The sequence below is a fragment of the Shewanella sp. SM69 genome, from assembly GCF_025653985.1.
GTDB lineage: Bacteria > Pseudomonadota > Gammaproteobacteria > Enterobacterales > Shewanellaceae > Shewanella > Shewanella oncorhynchi.
In genome coordinates this window covers 39,605-57,735 of sequence record NZ_JAKKRV010000002.1, presented here as the reverse complement: position 1 = coordinate 57,735, position 18,131 = coordinate 39,605, and the positions used below count along the sequence as shown (strand labels likewise).

The following is an 18,131-nucleotide window of genomic DNA, read 5'->3' as shown; positions in this document are numbered from 1 at the left end:
TCTTGTTTTTATTAAAGTTTAGCCGGATCTATAGCCAAGATGAACGCAGTACTTACTGCGATGGAATGCTTTGATTATTGCGCTTACAAGATCAGTGTTAAACAGATTAAATTCGCATTGTGGTAGCGACAGCCATGTGCGGAAGCCTGCCTGATTTTCGAGGCGTGGGTGAAAGCGTGAGATAGTAATTTACTAAATCACTACATAGCATTAGCTATTTAAAGCAAGGTTTTTCCTTCTAAAGATAATATATTAGAGAGTTTTGTTTATGCATTAGAAGGACGAACTGAAGCTGATGGGTGGAAACATAACTTAAATGAATATGTTGCTCTAAAAGATGTTAAGTCTAAAAACTAGGGAGTGTTATGGATCATTATTTGGATATTAAACTCATGGAGGATCCCGAGTTTTCGGCCCCCATACTGATGAATGCGTTGTTTAGCAAATTGCACCGAGCCTTGGTTGAGGTTTCCCAAGGGAATATCGCCATTAGTTTCCCTGCATTGTCTAGCAAATGCCTAGGCCAACACTTAAGGATCCATGCCAGTCGTGCGGCGTTAGAGCTACTTGAACAATTGCACTGGCGAAAAGGGCTAAGTGACTATGCGCAGGTTTCTGACATTTTAGTTGTTCCAAACACCAGTCAGCATTGCTTAGTCTCGCGGGTGCATGCGCAAAGCAACCTTGATAGTTTACGTCGTCGAGCCATGAAACGACGCTCAATCAGTTACGAAGAATCTTGCCTTCAAATCCCCGAAGATTTATCAAAACAACTCGATTTTCCTTTTGTGCAAATCAAAAGCCAATCGACTCATCAATTATTTCGACTCTTTATCAAGCAATCGCTCAGTCCTCCACGGCAAGCCGATAACGCCTTTTCAAAATATGGTTTAAGCAATACGGCGACAGTGCCTTGGTTTTAGATTTAGGGAAGAGTTCGTAATATGCGAAGACAAATAAAGGGTGAGTTGCTTGATGGCTTGCGTGATGAACTAAAAAAAGAGCCTTCAGAAAACGAGTGGATAACTTATCAATGTACCTTAGTCACGCCTATGTTCGGTGGTGGAGTCGAGGCGGGGAAAGTCGATAAAGACATGCCCATTCGCGCCAGTGCTATTCGTGGGCAGTTACGCTTTTGGTGGCGTATTGCTTGTGGGCCGAAAGACCCTAAAGTTATGCGAGAAAAAGAAGAAGCCATTTGGGGTGGGATTGGCGATAAAGCTGCTATAGCGAGCCAAGTTCAAATTCGAGTGATATCTAAAAATGTCATTATGAGCAATTTGGTTAGCTCGAAAAAGCTGGCTGGTTCGGGTGTTAAATATGCGCTTGGTGCTGCGGATGAAGCTTATTGTTTACCTAGTGGTTATAACTTTGTCCTTGAGATTCGCTACAAAGACGACATTACCTCTGATCAGATAAAGCAAGTCAAAGAGTCCTTACGTTGGTGGGCATCGTTTGGTGGCGTTGGCGCAAGAACTCGGCGTGGTTTTGGTGCTGTGGTTGTTGACGCGATTAAAACCATTGATGCAACTGAGGTTGAGACTATTGGTGGGAAAATAGCGTTGACAGAACAATCTTCAGACTCTGCTGAGGACATATGGAAAAAAGCGACAGAGTTACTTTATAAATTTCGGCAAGGCAGGGAACTTGGTCGGAATGAAGGACAAGGAAATCGCCCAGGACGCAGTCGCTGGCCTGAGCCAGATCAACTTCGTCGAATGTCCAATAAGCATAAAGCTAATCACGAACCTGAGCATAAAGCTGGAAATGTATTCCCGAGAGCCGCTTTTGGCATGCCAATCATTTTTGATTTCAATGATCGAAGTCGAACCGAACCTAACACTATGACCCTCTTGCCAAAAGACGCGCAGCGTATGGCAAGTCCATTGATTATTCGGCCTTACAAAAATGGGGATCAATGGCAAGCTGCCGCTTTATTGCTACCCAATTGGCAAACTGCTCTGAATGAACCATTAGAATTAAGCCCTGCCCCGAAGAATGGCACGCCAAACCATTGGCCTACCAGTGAAAACGAAAGAACTAGGCTGGCAGAAATCATTAGACCGATGATTGGTAAAGACGGCCAGTTAAGAGCCAACGATCCACTTTCCGCCTTCCTCGAATATTTTAAAGAAGGAAACTCATAATGGATTATTTAGTGGCCATCAGTATTGGCCCTGTTCAAAGTTTGATAGAAGCCGGAAGGCGAGCGCAAGATCTTTGGTGTGGTTCATGGTTATTGTCGGAAGTAGCGCGTGCAGTAGCGCTTAAGCTGCATCAAACACAAAATGGCTGTTTGATATTTCCTAACCCAGATTACCCAGAGGTAGAACTGCTGCCTCAATCATCATCTGATGAGCCGAAAGCCAATATTGCTAACGTTATTCGAGCAGTGATTTCTGCAAATAGCAAAGAGGAACTCCAGAATAAGTTAGAAAAAGCCAAGGGCGCTGCATTTGATCGATTAGTCGGTATTTTTGCTGAAGTATTAACGAAAAATGAGCTGCAAAATGCAGGGATTGACCGCGCGCGTTGGCAACAACAGCAAAATGATGTGCTAGAAATCTTTTCGGCCTGGGTCTCACTCGATAATCACGAATATAAGGCTACCTCAACACGTCTTGGTCAGTTATTACATGCCCGCAAGTTGTCACGTAATTTTGAGCCTATGAAAGACTGCATGGCAGCGTTACACAAATCCACGCTGGATGGTGCTAATAATACGGTCACCAACAAACTCACCGCGCGGGATGCTGCAAAAAAACTGCACATTAGCGATCAAGAATTACAGCAGAAAAGACGGTTTTTGGGCCTGACAAATGAAGAAGAGTTAGATGCTTTAGGCGTGGTAAAACGCCGAGCGGGTAATTTGGAGCAGTTTACGCCCTTTAGTCGTATTGTGGCGCATGGTTGGCTTAATAGTTTAAGTGACGAACAGCGAGCTGGACTAAAAGTTGCGTATAAGCCGCTTTTGGACTCAGGGCATGTTACGCAAGTTAAAGGCAATGATGGCATATATGCAGACTTTCCCTTTGATGGTGAATACCTCTTTTTAAGCCGATTGACACAAGCCGATATTGATCCAGAGCCAAAAAACGAGCTACAAAAACAGCTCGCAGCAATTAAATCCTCCCCAGTACCTTACGGCGTTTTGCTCAAAGCCGATGGCGATCGTATGGGGGAATTATTGGCTCAAGCCAAGACTCATGATGATTCAAAAGCGATTTCTAAAGCACTGCATGAATTTGCGACCAGTGTGCGTAAAACGCTACAAGATCACGGCGGGCATGCCATTTATGCGGGTGGTGATGATGTATTAGCCTTTGTGCCATTAGCTCAAGCAATGACGTGTGCTAAACAGTTAGCCGATGATTTTAAAGAAAAGATGAAGGTTATTGCAGCCGAGTTGAAACTGAGTGAAGCGCTTTATCCAACCTTATCCGTGGGCTTAGCCATTGGGCATTTTGTCCAGCCTATGCGTCAACTTCGCCATCGCGCGATTGCTGCAGAAAAATTCGCTAAAGGTAATAAAGAACAAAAGCCCCGCAATGCGCTTGCCATACATTTAGGCATTCGCTCTGGTCATGAGATCACCTGGCGTTGTCGCTGGGATGATGATGAGACATTAAAAGCGCTGACCGATTTCACTCACGCTTTTGCACAGGGTTGGATGCCAACTCGCATCATGCAAGAGGTACGAGAAATGGCAGTCCATTTGAAGTGGACTGCAGGGCAAGAAGAGTTAGCAGGCATTCGAGCAAGTGAGCTTGAGCGCATGTTAACACGAGCGGATTTTAACGTAAGTGTTGAAGAATCAGGGAAGACACCTGAACAGATTAAAGAGTCAAAGAAGGCTGCTCTGGAGAAGATCAAATCACAGCTTCGCAAACAAGCATCACGTTACTCACTAGACGAACTCGCTAATCTACTTATCTTAGCGCGCTGGCTGAGTGCTAAAACCACCGCAGATATTGGAGGCGCTGAATAATCATGCAGTATTACCTTATTCAACCTAAAGACCCTTTGGTTATTCGTTCAGGCAGGCCGTTTGAAGAAATCTCTGATGCACAAGCGGCACGTTTTCCACCACCATCAACGGTTGCTGGGGCGTTGCGTAATATCCATGCCCGCAGCACAGGAAAAACGTTGAATAACGAGCTGTTAGAGCTTGCCGTCAAAGGTCCGCTCGCGGTTAAACGTCCTATCAATGACGACGCCCCAAGCGAAGAACATATCTTGGTGCCTAAGCCTGCCGATGTGCAGTATTTTTATGACGAACAGACTCAACTCTCGCATTTAGTGCGTTCTAAACCTATGGCGTTTTCTGAAGGTGAAGGCTGCGATCTACCCAATGGCTTGCTGCCCTTGTTTGCTGAAAATGTACATGGTGGCAAGCCAGCTCCCGGCCCTAACTGGTGGTCGTTTAACGACTTAGCGGCATGGCGAAAGGGTGATGCGCTGAGTTTTAAACAGGTCACAACAAATGGTTGGACGCCCGCTGAGCCGGATATTCGCACGCATATTGCTATTAATAATCACAGTCGCAATGTGGAATCGGGCAAGCTTTTTCAAACCACAGGGCTAAGCATGTGGCAGCAACGTGCTGATCATCAAACTTTTCCTGAAGCTTACATAAGCATTTTGGCTGGTATTGACGGCGACATAACCTTGCCATTGCTTAATCTGGGCGGTGAGCGGCGTTTAGCAGCAGTGGAGGCTTGCACTTTATGGCCCTCCTTACCCAGTGATCTGGTGCCATCCATCATCGAATCCAAAGGGTTTACGCTGACCTTTTTAACGCCAGCGTTATTTAGCAATGGTTGGTTACCAACCTGGTTGAATGATGATTTGGTCGGTACACCACCATGCTGTCAAAACCTAACCGTCAAGTTACGCGCAACCGCATTAGAGCGTTGGATCCCGCAATCAGGTTGGGATTTAGTGAATAACACACCACGTGCGGCGCAAAAGATGATCCCCGCGGGAGCCACGTATTGGTTTGAAATTGAAGGCGATGCTACGGATGAAGATATTCGTTCGCTCTGGTTAGCGCATTTTTGCGATGACCCACAAAGCAACCTTAACGGCTTTGGTTTGGCGCTGCCTGCTGCCTATCAATTTACTATTTAACGCTATTTTTTAAAGGACTATGTTATGTCGTTTCATGTTTATCACTTATTCAGTCAAACCATTTTGCATTGTGGCTCAGGCCAATCTGTTGGCATTGTCGATCAACCTATTGCCCGCGAGCGAGCTTCTTATTTGCCGATCGTCCCCGGCTCAACTGTGCGCGGCGTGTTAAAAGCGCATATTAGCCTGAAAGAATCAGATTTAAGTCAGTCATTATTTGGTTATGACAAACAAGACGGTGAGCCCAGTTTTGCGGGTGCGTTGTCGATAACCGATGCCCATTTGTTACTGCTGCCCGTGCGAACCGTTTACGGTATTTTGGCCTATGCGACATGCCCATTTATTTTGCAGCGCTACAAAAAAGATCAAAAGCTGGATGTAAAGGTTCCAACACCTGCCAATGATCAAGCTTTATACCCTAAAGGCAATCCTAATCATCAAGATAACTTGATGGTGCTAGAAGATTTGGATCTCAAAGCCCAAGAGTGTGAGTACACCCAACAATGGGCTGAAAATATTGCTCAAACGCTTTATGTAAAAGACAGCCCGGACTATAGCGACATGAGCAAGCGCATCATCGTATTACCTGATACGGTTTTCTCCTTTTTGGCCGAAACCGCCACCGAAATTCGCACCCGTATTCGAATTAATCAAGAGACTGGCGTCGTTGATAATGGGGCATTATGGACCGAAGAAAGCTTACCCGCTGAAAGCGTCTTATGGGGCGTGTTCTCGGTAGATGAACCCCGTTTGAACGATAAAAATGGCGATAAACGACCTAGGTTTAACGACATTATCAATAACAAACCTGTGCTGCAAATGGGTGGCAACATGGGTACAGGCAATGGCTTAGTGCAGTTTATTGCTCAGTCGGCCAAAGGGGAGTAAAGCATGCAACCACGTAGTCAAATCGTTGCCACCGCCACCTTTAAGCAGATCAATTCCCGTAAAGAAAAGAGAATTGAAGATAATAAAAAATACGCCACGCTCGCACATAAATTACCCGCCATGATTTTGCAAAATGGCTTAGCGCAAACCACCGGTTTTTTATTGGCTAAAAATGAGGACCATCACCAAGCATTGCTTGAGGATCTTACCCAAGTGTTTAAACAGGTGGACGCAAAGCTTGCCAATATCGCCAATGGTGAAGCGTTACATGGCGAAATTATCCAATCGGATCTGCATCAAATCATGCGCATGACCCGTGAGGCACTGGAAATTGCAGGCTGGTTGCGCCGTTATGTGCAAGGCGTGTTAAAGATTGATGCCACAGGCGAAGTTAATGATGAACATCATAATCCTGCGGAGGCCAAGTAATGACAGCCTTAGTGCGCAATATAATACAATCCGCTTTTTGCCAGACGGATAGCGTCAATCCAAGTCTTTTACTGCAAAAAGGCATGCTTGACGCTAATAAAGAAAAAAATAGTGACGGTAAATTAGATAATAAGAAGACAGGGCATTTAGAAAAAATCGTTAAACTACCCGCTTCGCAAGAGTACAAAAATGCCTTTAACCGTTGGTTTGACCTAACGAGTGATGCTAGTCGTTTTACGCAATCGGCAATGATGCTAGAAAACCGTTTGCTTATTGGCCTAACTGGTCAAGGGGCATTAGAAACCGGTTGTAGCCTAAATCGTAATTACGGCATGCCGTATATTCCGGGTTCGAGTGTAAAAGGGATTGCTCGCGCTTGGGCAAATCAGCATTTGGCAGGGCATAGCGATGAACTTGAACAACTGTTTGGCACCGCTGATAGTGAACAGCTTCATCGTGTCTCAGGCTTAGTCACTTTCCACGATGCGTGGTGGGTTCCTGAACCTAAGGTAAAAGAGCATAAGCCATTTGTACTGGATGTGGTCACCACACACCATCAAGCCTATTACAACGGCAAGCAAGATAAACCGTCAGATAAGGACAGCCCGATCCCTAATCATCTGTTAGCGGTACAGGGCAGTTTCTTATTTGTGCTTGAAGGTGAGCCCACAGCCATCGAACTTTGCCAAACCATAGTAGGAAAAGCCTTAACTGACAACGGCATAGGTGCCAAGACCGCTGCGGGTTATGGTTATATGAAGGTTGATCAAGAGTTAATGCAAAGGCTTTTGGATGAATATGAAAAACGGTTATCGCCAGAAGTGCGTGAGCAAAGGCAAGCTGAAGCTCAACGTAGAATTGAACAGCAATTGGAAGCCGCAGCAAAGGCCGAGCAAGCCAAACCACCTGTTCAAATTATTGCGGATTTAAGGGCGGATTATCTTAAGCACCGTGATAATGCAGCATATCAACTTAAAGTTGAAAATTGGATTGATACAGCAATAGAAAGTTGGACTGCACAAGATAGAACGTTATTAGCAGAGTGCCTCAAGCAAGTTGGTTATGAACCAAGTAATAAGAAAAATCCCAATCATTTGATCCGGAAAACACGTCTACAGCAATTAAAGGGTAAATAACATGGCTCCAGACTGGCAACTTTCAGAATTACTTGAAAATTTACATGCAGACGTTCAGCACAAATTAACCACAGTCAGAAAATCCTTTAAGCATTCAGTAGTAAAGGGGGATGGTGCCGAAAATGTATGGGTGGATTTGTTTAACCAATATTTACCGGAACGCTATCGTGCAAGTCGTGCTTTTGTGGTTGATAGTCAAAACCAATTTAGCGAACAAATTGATGTGGTGATTTATGACCGTCAGTATTCACCGTTTATTTTTCACTATGCTGAGCAGTTGATCATCCCAGCTGAAAGTGTTTACGCAGTTTTTGAAGTAAAACAGACATTAAATAAACAACATATCGATGCTGCTCGTAAAAAAGTAGCAAGCGTGAGGGAGTTACATCGTACTAGCTTGCCTATTCCCCATGCTGGGGGCGTTCATCCACCCAGAGAACTTATCGGGATTATTGGTGGATTATTAACGCTTGAAAATGAGTTTAAAATATCAGATACGCTAATGGGCCATCTTGAGAATGACCAAGCGGATAAGGGGATGCTCAACATTGGCTGTGCCGCCGATGACTGCTTTTTTTATTACGATAATGACCATCAGCGGATGCAAGTCATGCAGCATAAAAAAGCGACTACGGCATTTTTGTTTGAGTTGTTATCGCAGCTACAAAAATGCGGCACTGTGCCCATGATCGATATCCATGCTTATGGTAAATGGCTCGAATAGCGATGAAGTGTGTAGTACCGTAAAAATACCTTTTTTTTCGCCCCACCGTCAAACGCTGATAAACCGCGGCTTAGCGCTTAGGTATAAAAATAAAGGTATTTTTGCTAAAAATCTTAATTGTTCTTTAATAATCAAATCCTTAATGGTGTTTTGCCATAGTTCACCGCCGAATACGCGGCTTAGAAATCTAAGCTACCGACCACACCGCGAATTTCAGCGTTCACCGCCGAATACGCGGCTTAGAAAACTTACGGATCACCTCCCGTGGGGCGTGTGCCGTTCACCGCCGAATACGCGGCTTAGAAAAATCGATGTCAAAGCTGTGACGATAATTGCCTGTTCACCGCCGAATACGCGGCTTAGAAAAAAATTGCTGAATGCTGTCCCGATAGTCGTTGGTTCACCGCCGAATACGCGGCTTAGAAATGATCCAGACTTAGCGCCTAGAAATCCTGAGCGTTCACCGCCGAATACGCGGCTTAGAAATGTGTCTAAAATGGCGTGCACTATGTCCTGCGGTTCACCGCCGAATACGCGGCTTAGAAATTTTAGCGATGCTTCACGCTGAATCCTTAGCGGTTCACCGCCGAATACGCGGCTTAGAAAGTTAAGTCATCATTTGTGTAGCCTGTAACATCGTTCACCGCCGAATACGCGGCTTAGAAAATAAAGTCTAAACAATGAAGTCATGATGATAGGTTCACCGCCGAATACGCGGCTTAGAAAATAAGAACTGAGTAATCTTCGAAGTTCTGATAGTTCACCGCCGAATACGCGGCTTAGAAAGTTATCTAACTCGTGAAGTATGACACGATGCGGTTCACCGCCGAATACGCGGCTTAGAAAGTTGCGCGAGACCTTGCAATGTGCTGGTAATAGTTCACCGCCGAATACGCGGCTTAGAAATATTCTAGTTCCTTTGAATGACTGCGCTGTGTGTTCACCGCCGAATACGCGGCTTAGAAAGCTTTCACCGTTGATTGTGACGTCATAGTTGGGTTCACCGCCGAATACGCGGCTTAGAAAATAACGGGGTTGCCCACAGATTCAGTGGTGAAGTTCACCGCCGAATACGCGGCTTAGAAAACGCAATAGTTCTTCAGGTAATTCTGTTTTCAGTTCACCGCCGAATACGCGGCTTAGAAATCATGGTGTAAGTCAATCATTATCGGCTCACCGTTCACCGCCGAATACGCGGCTTAGAAAATCATCATTCTTTAGTGCAACATTGAAACTATGTTCACCGCCGAATACGCGGCTTAGAAAGGTTTGAAAAATAGCAATAGATGCCAATGCGGGTTCACCGCCGAATACGCGGCTTAGAAACAGTCGATGCGATCGGCTTTCTTGCTGTAAATGTTAACCGCCGAATACGCGGCTTAGAAAATGAATGGGTTGAAGTCATCATTAGGATACTTGTTCACCGCCGAATACGCGGCTTAGAAATGGTCGATGATGCAGTTAGCAATCACAGGATCGTTCACCGCCGAATACGCGGCTTAGAAAACATGTATTGAATCGGAAAGTGACGCTTGCTCGTTCATCGCCGAATAAGTGGCTTAGAAAAAACTGTGGAATAGTTTAAACACAGCATATAGGTTTACCGCCTAATACGCGGCTTAAAAAGAACTCAACCGGATCGGCATTCATCTGCTTAAGTTCACCGCCGAATACGCGGCTTAGAAAGTTAATGCTTGCGCTAAGAACTGGAACCCTTCGTTCACCGCCGAATACGCGGCTTAGAAAAATACCCAAATTGGCTTAAATGATGGCAATCGGTTCACCGCCGAATACGCGGCTTAGAAAAGTTAATTCACCAGTAGATTGTTCTAAAGTACGTTCACCGCCGAATATGCGGCTTAGAAAATATGTTTAATCTGTTTAACCGTTCCGTCAATGTTCACCGCCGAATACGCGGCTTAGAAAAGTTAGCATTTATTAATCTGATCATTTGAAATGTTCACCACCGAATACGTGGCTTAGAAAATAAAGTATGCTGGCTCATAGAAGTAGTATTGGTGCTCCGCTGAATACGCGGCTTAGAAATGTTGCCATGATTTATGCCCTCACGGCAGAAGGTTCACCGCCGAATACGCGGCTTATAAAAACCAGTTGTCACAGCATTTTCCACCTGAGTACTTCACCGCCGAATACGCGGCTTAGAAAATAAAACCCGCCCGATAAACTGTAATTGATTGAGTTCACCGCCGAATACGCGGCTTAGAAACGATAAATAAACCTATTTCTGTTTAACTGATTGTTCACCGCCGAATACGCGGCTTAGAAATTTCGAGCAATACCCAGTGCGTTCTTAACATCGTTCACCGCCGAATACGCGGCTTAGAAAAAGTCCAATCTATTGTGGTTCCCTATTGGTTCGTTCACCGCCGAATACGCGGCTTAGAAAATACCGCGCGATTCGCCAGCGTGCATTTGTTTGTTCACCGCCGAATACGCGGCTTAGAAACACTGGCAGAGGGCAGAGGTTTTTGACTGTAAGTTCACCGCCGAATACGCGGCTTAGAAATAGATAAAAAACTACTTAAAGGTAAATATATAGTTCACCGCCGAATACGCGGCTTAGAAACACAGAGCACACATCTTGTCATGTGCAAATTCGTTCACCGCCGGATACACGGCTTAGAAAGTTTCGAGTAGTTCTTTTTGGCTTGTGCCGCTGTTAACCGCCGAATACGCGGCTTAGAAAATGAATTACGCTGGCTCATAGAAGTAGTATTGGTTCACCGTGCGAATACTCAGCTTAGAAAATGTGCGGCTAATTGCTTGTTGGGATAAGGGGATGGATAGGGCTGATAACTAGCATCAATGTGAATGTTTACGTCTTTGTCAGCGGCTTTATCTGCAGATGCATTAGTCGTTCAGGCATTTGCTGATGTCTGTGGGTGCAGCTGGCATTGATAGGGCAGATATAGACGTGTTGTGTGATGATGGCGAGTGAGAATACTGCACGTTTTCCCAGCCTTGGTTGTTGCTGGAATGTTACGTGGTGGTAGGTGGATTACACCATTAGAGTTCAATAGTACTTCGATGCGGCCTAGATAATCCCTAGATAGCCTCAAAAAGTTGGGAGCACTCAAACCTATGCAGCAGTAAGGCTACAGGCATATCGTTGCATCAACCCTACAGGAGGATGCAACGGCGCGCTTTTGTTGATTTTGCGTTAACACCTCAAGGGCATAAAGGGTAGGGCAAAAGGTGAGTTTTTGGTAGTTCTGGGTGAATTGATGGCGCCTAAATGGATCCTTCTATTCGGCTCACTGTTTCGGTCGCGGCCTCATCCTGCGAAGGCGTTATCTGCTCCCCGTTTTTAGTCATCGAAAGCAGGCGAACTGGGATGATCTGCACACTGTTTCTGAGTGATTGAACGCGTTTTTAGGCTCATGCTGCCTTAGTTTGAATTGTTGTTGATATGTTTCTATTCAATGGGTGTTGTTCAGTGTATTGCACCAATATGGTTCAACCGTTTTTCGATGCGGCCTAGATAATCCCTAGATAGCCTCAAAAAGTTGGGAGCAGTCTAGCCCATGCAGCAGTAAGGCTACAGACGAGTCATTGCATCAACCCTAGTGGAGGATGCAATAGCGCGCATTTGTTGCTTTAGTGTTAATTGTTAGCGATAGGGTGAAGAGGGTAAAAGCCAAGGTTTTAGACGGTTTTAGGTGAATAGCTGCTGTCTAGGCCTAGGCTCATTTTAACCGAGTGCCACTTTACCTATATTAGTCATCATGCATGGATAGAAAGGGAGCGATGATCATGTGCAATTATGAGGAATTTAGACTTTCTGATGGGCGGATTTTGTGTCTCGCCGATGCTCACGGTTTGATTGAAGCCGAACGCGACACCTTATGATGATGAGAATCACTCTCAACTCAGTGTAGATGCGAACCATTATCATCACGGGTCCTTCTGGCGCGGTTGATTGCGGGGGCAGCGACACGCAGTGCTTCACTACATATGAGGATTTTAGAGGGCTTGGTTGTTGTTTTATTAACGGGCTTTTAGGGGGCGTTCATAATTTTGAACGCTATATATGGTGTTGATTATAAATAATTATTCTCCTTACTTTCTCAGAAGCTCAAAAAATAGGTATGCTCGGATATACCAACTTCGACAGATCGATTTTGTGATCCTTTGATCTTTGTTGAATGGGCCGATATTTTGCCTCTATTGCTAAGTGAGTCGCTATTAAAGTAGAGAGTAGTGAAGTAAGAAACCAACCTTTAGTTTGATTACATCAGAGCGCACCGCCTAGGCATATCGACTCGTTCTAGCTTTATCCCAAAATCACTTAACTGATAACTAAATCATTCAAATTTGCTAACCGGCTAGTACTGTATGTCATGACTGTGACTTTACGCAGTACTTAACCAATGCTTGCCACCGCAAAAAGCGCGCGCTAATCAAGTTGCAATTAAACAATCCATTGGTGGTATTGGCGAGTCATTAGGTTAAGGAAGACTGTTTGTGGTCATACCCGTAATGCCAGTTGGACCATCTGCAGTATTTTGGTCTGAAAAGACTGCAGAGATTAGTGATGATTAACAACTAAAGTCAGCCAGTACGCATGTCAGGATAACCACTTCCTCAAGACGTAGTGTAATGACCGACAGCGAAAAGCTGCCAGCCTTAAGGGGTTAAGCCGATGAGGGGGGGGAGTGTCGGCCTGAATATGGGGCCAAAATGCTGTCAACCAAGGTCAATAATCAGTCGAAAGTGAGCGTAATAGAATGAGAAAGCTGAAACGATATCAAGTGATTACCAACCAAACTGTATAAAAAACCGCTACCGCAAGAAAGCAAATTCCTATAGCATCATTCATACCCATTTACACGGATGTGGCAGCGGCCAAGTCCAACAAGCGATTTATGCCCTGCAAACAGCGCAGCACATAAATGCTAAGACGTTATAAGTCGAACGGAGCGGGATGAGTATCCAATATCAATATGCAAAATGTAGAGTAGCTGAAGGTATTCAGGAATTGTGTATTTATCCTGGTGATGTTCGGAGTCGATTACTTGTTGCAAATGATGCAATGTCTAGTTTGAATACATCACATTTCCCTGAACATCTGAAACTAAAGTGGGATAGCATCACTCGTATGATGAATGAGTATGGTCCAGCTACAAATTTTGAAGGTGTTATATGGCAAAGTGCTGTAGCACATACCATGAGAAGAATTAAGAATGCTACTGGGGTCAAGATTGCAACAGCATTGTGGGAATTGCATGAAGCTCTACAGGCTGAAAATGACTTATAACAAGGCAATTAAACATCGTGCAACAAAAAGACGTTGCATTTGATTCGCTATCGATCGTCGTTTATTTCAGTGTTAATTGTACGAAATTATCGAGTGAGTAGTGTCGAATAAAACCGTTTTAGAAAGGCTTTTAGTCGAAATTGATGAATACGATAAAAATCGTAAAGATCACTATGCCTTTGCGAAAAGAGTATACGAGTCAATCGAAGCTCTAGAGGGAATACCTTATTTGGTGCATCAGCAATGCAGAGATTGGCAGTATCAAATAGAAACCGAGGGTTACTTTGACGAAGAGGGCTTTGAGTCCTCAGTTCAAGAAGTAATCCCTAAACTTAAAGAGTGGGTCAATGAGCTTGTTCAGGTCCACAGTTAACAAGGCTAAGCGGCATCGTGCACTACGTGCGCTGGACCTCGCTTCGCTATGCCTCTGTTGGCAATGTTATGCGCTAAAAGCTTAAAGGGAATTGCAGCATGAAGTTTTCAAAATCCACGAAGGAACATCTTGGCTTTTATGTTTACGGGCTAGTTGATCCCCGTTACAAACGGATTTTCTATGTTGGCAAGGCATCAGCGAATGATCGCGCTTTCAACCATCTAAAAGTCACGATTTCAGAATCCAAGAAACAAGAAATAATCGACGAAATTCGAGCCGCAAATCTAGAACCAACAGTCGAAATCCTACGTTACGGCCTTGAGTCTGAAAAAGTGGCATTGGAAGTCGAAGCAGCCATCATTGATGCAATCGGTCTAGAAAACCTTACCAATGCAGTAAGAGGCCATGGAGTTGAAAGAGGGCGTCTTTTGGCCTCCGAGGTTGAGAGACTTCATGGCTCAAAGCCAGTATTCATTAAAAACATTACCGATCCATACATGCTTTTCTTCATCCACAACTCATACTCGCCAACCCTTTCAGAGCAGGAGTTATATGACAGCGTTCGCCAGTTTTGGCACCAAGTATCGGAAAACACCCGAATGAGAGTTACTCATCCGGTTGCTCTTGGTGTAGTGGAAGGAGTTGTTGTCAGAGCATATTCCATTGCAGGCTGGTATCCGGCAGGTACCACGTTATCATCTAGGTCATTTTCTGGTTCTGAAGATAAGTGGGAGTTCGTAGGTCAACTTCTTAGCAACCATCCGCTTGCTGGTCGAATGCTTGTCGAAGATGATGGCACACCGTTTACCGCAAGCCAAAAAGGGTATTGCTATTTGCCACGCCGCTCATAACCCGGTAATCGAGAGGAACTGCGCAAAAGCGCGCACCCTCTCACTTTTACGTTACCCCATAGAACTATTAATCCGAAACTCACGAATTAGAGTTAGGAATCCAGCTCGCTTTTGTCCAAAAATGAGTTCTTTATTTTTGACTTTATAGAAATTTAGTTAGCATGGATTGCGATATTGATTTTTTCGGGGTGGCAGAGCAGTGCCTCTAGCATCATCGCTTCAGTTTGAAGCCAAAAATCAATTTCAAATGGGCTGATCAGTAGGGGCATTCTGCCATGATAGGCTTTACACTTTTCTGTGGGCTCAGTCGTTAATGGGGTCGTCTCAGAAAACGGAAAATAAAGCACGCTAAGCCGGTGGCAGCGGTCGCAATGGCCTGAACTTCCCCGCACCGACCTTGGCACTGCTGCGCCATAGGTAATCGCCGGTCAGGTTGATATGCTCCCACCCCAGCGGGGACAGATATTGCAGCAACGTGTCGTCCAGCGCCATGCCGTGGGCACGCAAAGCACTGGTGGCACGCTCCAGATAGACCGTGTTCCACAACACGATGGCCGCCGTCACCAGATTGAGGCCGCTGGCCCGGTAGCGCTGCTGCTCAAAACTGCGGTCGCGGATTTCACCCAATCGGTAGAAGAAGACCGCCCTGGCCAGCGCGTTGCGCGCCTCGCCCTTATTCAGCCCCGCATGGACGCGGCGGCGCAGCTCCACGCTTTGCAGCCAATCCAGAATGAACAGCGTGCGCTCGATGCGCCCCAGCTCGCGCAGGGCGACGGCCAAGCCGTTTTGGCGCGGATAGCTGCCGAGCTTGCGCAGCATCAGCGAGGCCGTCACCGTGCCCTGCTTGATCGAAGTGGCCAGCCGTAGGATTTCATCCCAATGAGCGCGAATAGCCTTGATGTTCAGCCTGTCGCTGCTAATCATCGGCTTGAGTGCATCGTAGGCAGTATCGCCCTTGGGAATGAACAGCTTGGTGTCGCCCAGGTCGCGGATGCGCGGCGCGAACCGGAATCCCAGAAAGTGCATCAGGCCGAACACATGATCGGTGAAGCCCGCCGTGTCGGTGTAGTGTTCCTCGATACGCAAGTCAGACTCGTGGTACAGCAGGCCATCGAGCACATAAGTCGAGTCGCGCAAGCCGACGTTGACCACCTTGGCGCTGAAGGGCGCGTATTGGTCGGAGATATGGGTATAGAACGTCCGCCCAGGGCTACTTCCATACTTCGGATTGATATGCCCGGTGCTCTCTGCCTTGCTGCCGGTTCGGAAGTTCTGGCCGTCCGACGATGACGTGGTGCCGTCGCCCCAGTTTCCGGCGAAGGGTTGTCGATACTGTGCGTTCACCAGCTCGGCCAGCGCCGTCGAATAGGTTTCGTCGCGAACGTGCCAGGCTTGCAGCCAAGACAGCTTGGCGTAGGTGGTGCCAGGGCAGGACTCGGCCATCTTGGTGAGCCCAAGATTGATACCATCAGCCAGAATCGTCGTCATCAGCAAGGTTTTGTCCTTGGCCGTGTCGCCGGTCTTCAGGTGTGTGAAGTGGCGCGTGAAGCCCGTCCATTCATCGACCTCCATCAGCAACTCGGTGATCTTGAGGTGCGGCAGCAACATCGCCGACTGGTCAATCAAGGCTTGCGCGGCGTCTGGCACCGCTGCGTCCAGCGGCGTTATCTTCAGGCCCGATGCAGTGGTGATGATGGCGTCCGGTAAGTCGTTGGTCGCCGCCATGCGGTTGACTGTGGCGAGTTGCGCCTCCAATAATTCCAGTCGGTCATGCAGATATTGGTCGCAGTCGGTGGCCACGGCCAGTGGCAATTCGCTGGCCAGCTTCAAGGTGGCGAACTTCTCGATCGGCACCAGGTATTCGTCGAAGTCCTTGAACTGACGCGAACCCTGCACCCAAACATCACCAGAGCGCAGTGCGTTCTTCAGCTCCGACAGGGCGCATAATTCGTAGTAACGCCGGTCAATACCCTCGTCGGTCAGAACCAGCTTTGCCCAGCGCGGCTTGATGAATGCGGTTGGCGCATCGGCGGGCACCTTGCGCGCGCTGTCGCTGTTCATGCCGCGCAGCACGTCGATGGCATCGAGCACACCCTTGGCGGTGGGCGCGGCGCGCAGTTTGAGCACGTCCAGGAACTGCGGCGCATAGCGGCGCAGCGTGGCGTAACTCTCGCCGATATGGTGCAGGAAATCAAAATCTGCAGGCCGCGCCAGCGTTTGCGCCTCGGTGACGCTGGCGGCGAAGGTGTCCCACGGCATGACCGCTTCGATGGCGGCGAACGGATCGCCGCCGTTTTGTTTGGCTTCAATCAGCGCCTGACCGATGCGCCCATACATCCGCACCTTGTCGTTGATCGCCTTGCCGGAAGCCTGGAACTGCTGTTGATGCTTGTTCTTGGCCGCATTGAACAGCTTGCCGATGATGCGGTCGTGAAGGTCGATGATTTCATCAGTGACGGTGGCCATGCCTTCGATGGCCAGTGCTACCAAGGTGGCGTAACGCCGCTGCGACTCGAACTTGGCCAGGTCGGCGGGCGTCATCTGGCCGCCCTCGCGGGCGATCTTGAGCAAGCGGTTTTGGTGTACCTGCCGTTCGATGCCAGCAGGTAGGTCAAGCGCTTGCCAGGCTTTGAGGCGTTCGATGTGTTCAAGCATGTGGCGCGAGTTAGGCTTGGCGGGCGATTGGCGCAGCCACGCTAGCCACGTCATTTTGCTACCATCCTTGCGCTTGAGCAGTTCGTCCAGGCGCTGGCGATGGACAGGTATCAAGGAATCGGCCAATGCCGCATGGATGCTCCGGTTGGCACGGGTAATGGCCTCGGCGCTTGCGCGCTCGATGGCATTCATGGCGGGTAGGATGATGCTCTGCCGCCGCAGGTTTTCAACAAGGGTGCTGGCCAGCACAATGCCTTTGTCTGTTTGCAAGGCCAGTTCGGTCAATGTATGCACGGCTTGCCGGTAGTGACTCATGGTGAAGGGCTTGAATCCAAACACCGTTTGCAGCTCGACCAAGTGCTCCCGCCGTGTCTGCTCGCGCTGGCCGTAATCGTTCCAGCTTTCCACCGGCACCTTGAGTTGTGCGGCCACCATGCGCAGCAGGGGCGGAAATGGAGGTTCATCGACGCCCAAGAAGATGCCAGGGAATCGCAAGTAGCAAAGCTGCACGGCGAAGCCCAATCGATTCGCGGCACCGCGACGCTGACGGATCACCGACAGGTCGGTTTCGTTGAACGTGTAGTGCCGTATCAGTTCGTCTTTGGCATCTGGCAGTGCCAGCAGACTTTCGCGCTCGGTGGCGGACAGGATTGAGCGGCGTGGCATG

The 18,131-nt window shown here is 47.3% G+C and carries 12 protein-coding genes and 1 CRISPR repeat array; of the genes, 11 read left to right on the top strand and 1 reads right to left on the bottom strand.

What is annotated here, in order from left to right:
• Positions 1-365 precede the first annotated feature (365 nt).
• The 11 genes from cas6f (at position 366) to L5M37_RS03615 (ending at position 14,809) form a co-directional block, all read left to right on the top strand.
• On the top strand, positions 366-923 hold the full coding sequence (gene cas6f / locus L5M37_RS03665; RefSeq protein WP_259581211.1) for a type I-F CRISPR-associated endoribonuclease Cas6/Csy4: 558 nt from the start codon (positions 366-368) through the stop codon (positions 921-923).
• Between the two features lie 21 nt (positions 924-944).
• Positions 945-2,147 (top strand): type III-B CRISPR module RAMP protein Cmr1, encoded by a 1,203-nt coding sequence (cmr1, locus tag L5M37_RS03660; protein WP_259581212.1) that lies wholly within the window; start codon positions 945-947, stop codon positions 2,145-2,147.
• Positions 2,147-3,988 carry a type III-B CRISPR-associated protein Cas10/Cmr2 gene (gene cas10, locus L5M37_RS03655; RefSeq protein ID WP_263199433.1) on the top strand — a complete coding sequence of 614 codons (1,842 nt, stop codon included), beginning with the start codon at positions 2,147-2,149 and terminating at the stop codon, positions 3,986-3,988. Before cmr1 ends, cas10 begins: the two co-directional genes overlap by 1 nt.
• A 2-nt stretch (positions 3,989-3,990) precedes the next feature.
• Positions 3,991-5,130 carry a type III-B CRISPR module-associated protein Cmr3 gene (locus L5M37_RS03650; protein ID WP_259581216.1) on the top strand — a complete coding sequence of 380 codons (1,140 nt, stop codon included), beginning with the start codon at positions 3,991-3,993 and terminating at the stop codon, positions 5,128-5,130.
• 24 nt (positions 5,131-5,154) lie between these two features.
• Positions 5,155-6,018, top strand: coding sequence for a type III-B CRISPR module RAMP protein Cmr4 (cmr4, locus tag L5M37_RS03645; RefSeq protein WP_006087136.1), 864 nt, complete (start codon positions 5,155-5,157; stop codon positions 6,016-6,018).
• Positions 6,019-6,021: 3 nt separating this feature from the next.
• Positions 6,022-6,447: a type III-B CRISPR module-associated protein Cmr5 gene (gene cmr5 / locus L5M37_RS03640; protein WP_259581219.1), complete on the top strand. Its 426-nt coding sequence runs from the start codon at positions 6,022-6,024 to the stop codon at positions 6,445-6,447.
• Positions 6,447-7,583 (top strand): type III-B CRISPR module RAMP protein Cmr6, encoded by a 1,137-nt coding sequence (cmr6, locus tag L5M37_RS03635; RefSeq protein WP_259581221.1) that lies wholly within the window; start codon positions 6,447-6,449, stop codon positions 7,581-7,583. The genes cmr5 and cmr6 overlap by 1 nt, the downstream gene beginning before the upstream one ends.
• A 1-nt stretch (position 7,584) precedes the next feature.
• Positions 7,585-8,307, top strand: coding sequence for a DUF6602 domain-containing protein (locus tag L5M37_RS03630; protein WP_259581223.1), 723 nt, complete (start codon positions 7,585-7,587; stop codon positions 8,305-8,307).
• Positions 8,308-8,465: 158 nt separating this feature from the next.
• A CRISPR array of direct repeats spans positions 8,466-11,014; the repeat unit is 28 nt; unit sequence GTTCACCGCCGAATACGCGGCTTAGAAA.
• Positions 11,015-13,252: 2,238 nt separating this feature from the next.
• Positions 13,253-13,585, top strand: a complete 333-nt coding sequence (locus tag L5M37_RS03625; protein WP_259581225.1) for a hypothetical protein — start codon at positions 13,253-13,255, stop codon at positions 13,583-13,585.
• A 100-nt stretch (positions 13,586-13,685) separates the two neighbouring features.
• Positions 13,686-13,958, top strand: coding sequence for a hypothetical protein (locus L5M37_RS03620; protein WP_259581227.1), 273 nt, complete (start codon positions 13,686-13,688; stop codon positions 13,956-13,958).
• A gap of 98 nt (positions 13,959-14,056) precedes the next feature.
• Positions 14,057-14,809, top strand: a complete 753-nt coding sequence (locus tag L5M37_RS03615; protein ID WP_259581229.1) for an LEM-3-like GIY-YIG domain-containing protein — start codon at positions 14,057-14,059, stop codon at positions 14,807-14,809.
• A 348-nt stretch (positions 14,810-15,157) separates the two neighbouring features.
• On the opposite strand, the gene L5M37_RS03610 is transcribed toward L5M37_RS03615, so the two are convergent.
• Complete coding sequence (locus L5M37_RS03610) at positions 15,158-18,130, bottom strand: Tn3 family transposase (RefSeq protein WP_248114727.1); 2,973 nt, start codon at positions 18,128-18,130, stop codon at positions 15,158-15,160.
• Between the last annotated feature and the right edge of the window lies 1 nt (position 18,131).

What these genes read in the sequence shown, in the direction of transcription:
- cas6f (WP_259581211.1), top strand. Translation starts at nt 366, where the DNA reads ATGGATCATTATTTGGATATTAAACTCATGGAGGATCCCGAGTTTTCG.
- cmr1 (WP_259581212.1), top strand. Translation starts at nt 945, where the DNA reads ATGCGAAGACAAATAAAGGGTGAGTTGCTTGATGGCTTGCGTGATGAA.
- cas10 (WP_263199433.1), top strand. Translation starts at nt 2,147, where the DNA reads ATGGATTATTTAGTGGCCATCAGTATTGGCCCTGTTCAAAGTTTGATA.
- L5M37_RS03650 (WP_259581216.1), top strand. Translation starts at nt 3,991, where the DNA reads ATGCAGTATTACCTTATTCAACCTAAAGACCCTTTGGTTATTCGTTCA.
- cmr4 (WP_006087136.1), top strand. Translation starts at nt 5,155, where the DNA reads ATGTCGTTTCATGTTTATCACTTATTCAGTCAAACCATTTTGCATTGT.
- cmr5 (WP_259581219.1), top strand. Translation starts at nt 6,022, where the DNA reads ATGCAACCACGTAGTCAAATCGTTGCCACCGCCACCTTTAAGCAGATC.
- cmr6 (WP_259581221.1), top strand. Translation starts at nt 6,447, where the DNA reads ATGACAGCCTTAGTGCGCAATATAATACAATCCGCTTTTTGCCAGACG.
- L5M37_RS03630 (WP_259581223.1), top strand. Translation starts at nt 7,585, where the DNA reads ATGGCTCCAGACTGGCAACTTTCAGAATTACTTGAAAATTTACATGCA.
- L5M37_RS03625 (WP_259581225.1), top strand. Translation starts at nt 13,253, where the DNA reads ATGAGTATCCAATATCAATATGCAAAATGTAGAGTAGCTGAAGGTATT.
- L5M37_RS03615 (WP_259581229.1), top strand. Translation starts at nt 14,057, where the DNA reads ATGAAGTTTTCAAAATCCACGAAGGAACATCTTGGCTTTTATGTTTAC.
- L5M37_RS03610 (WP_248114727.1), bottom strand. Translation starts at nt 18,130, where the DNA reads ATGCCACGCCGCTCAATCCTGTCCGCCACCGAGCGCGAAAGTCTGCTG.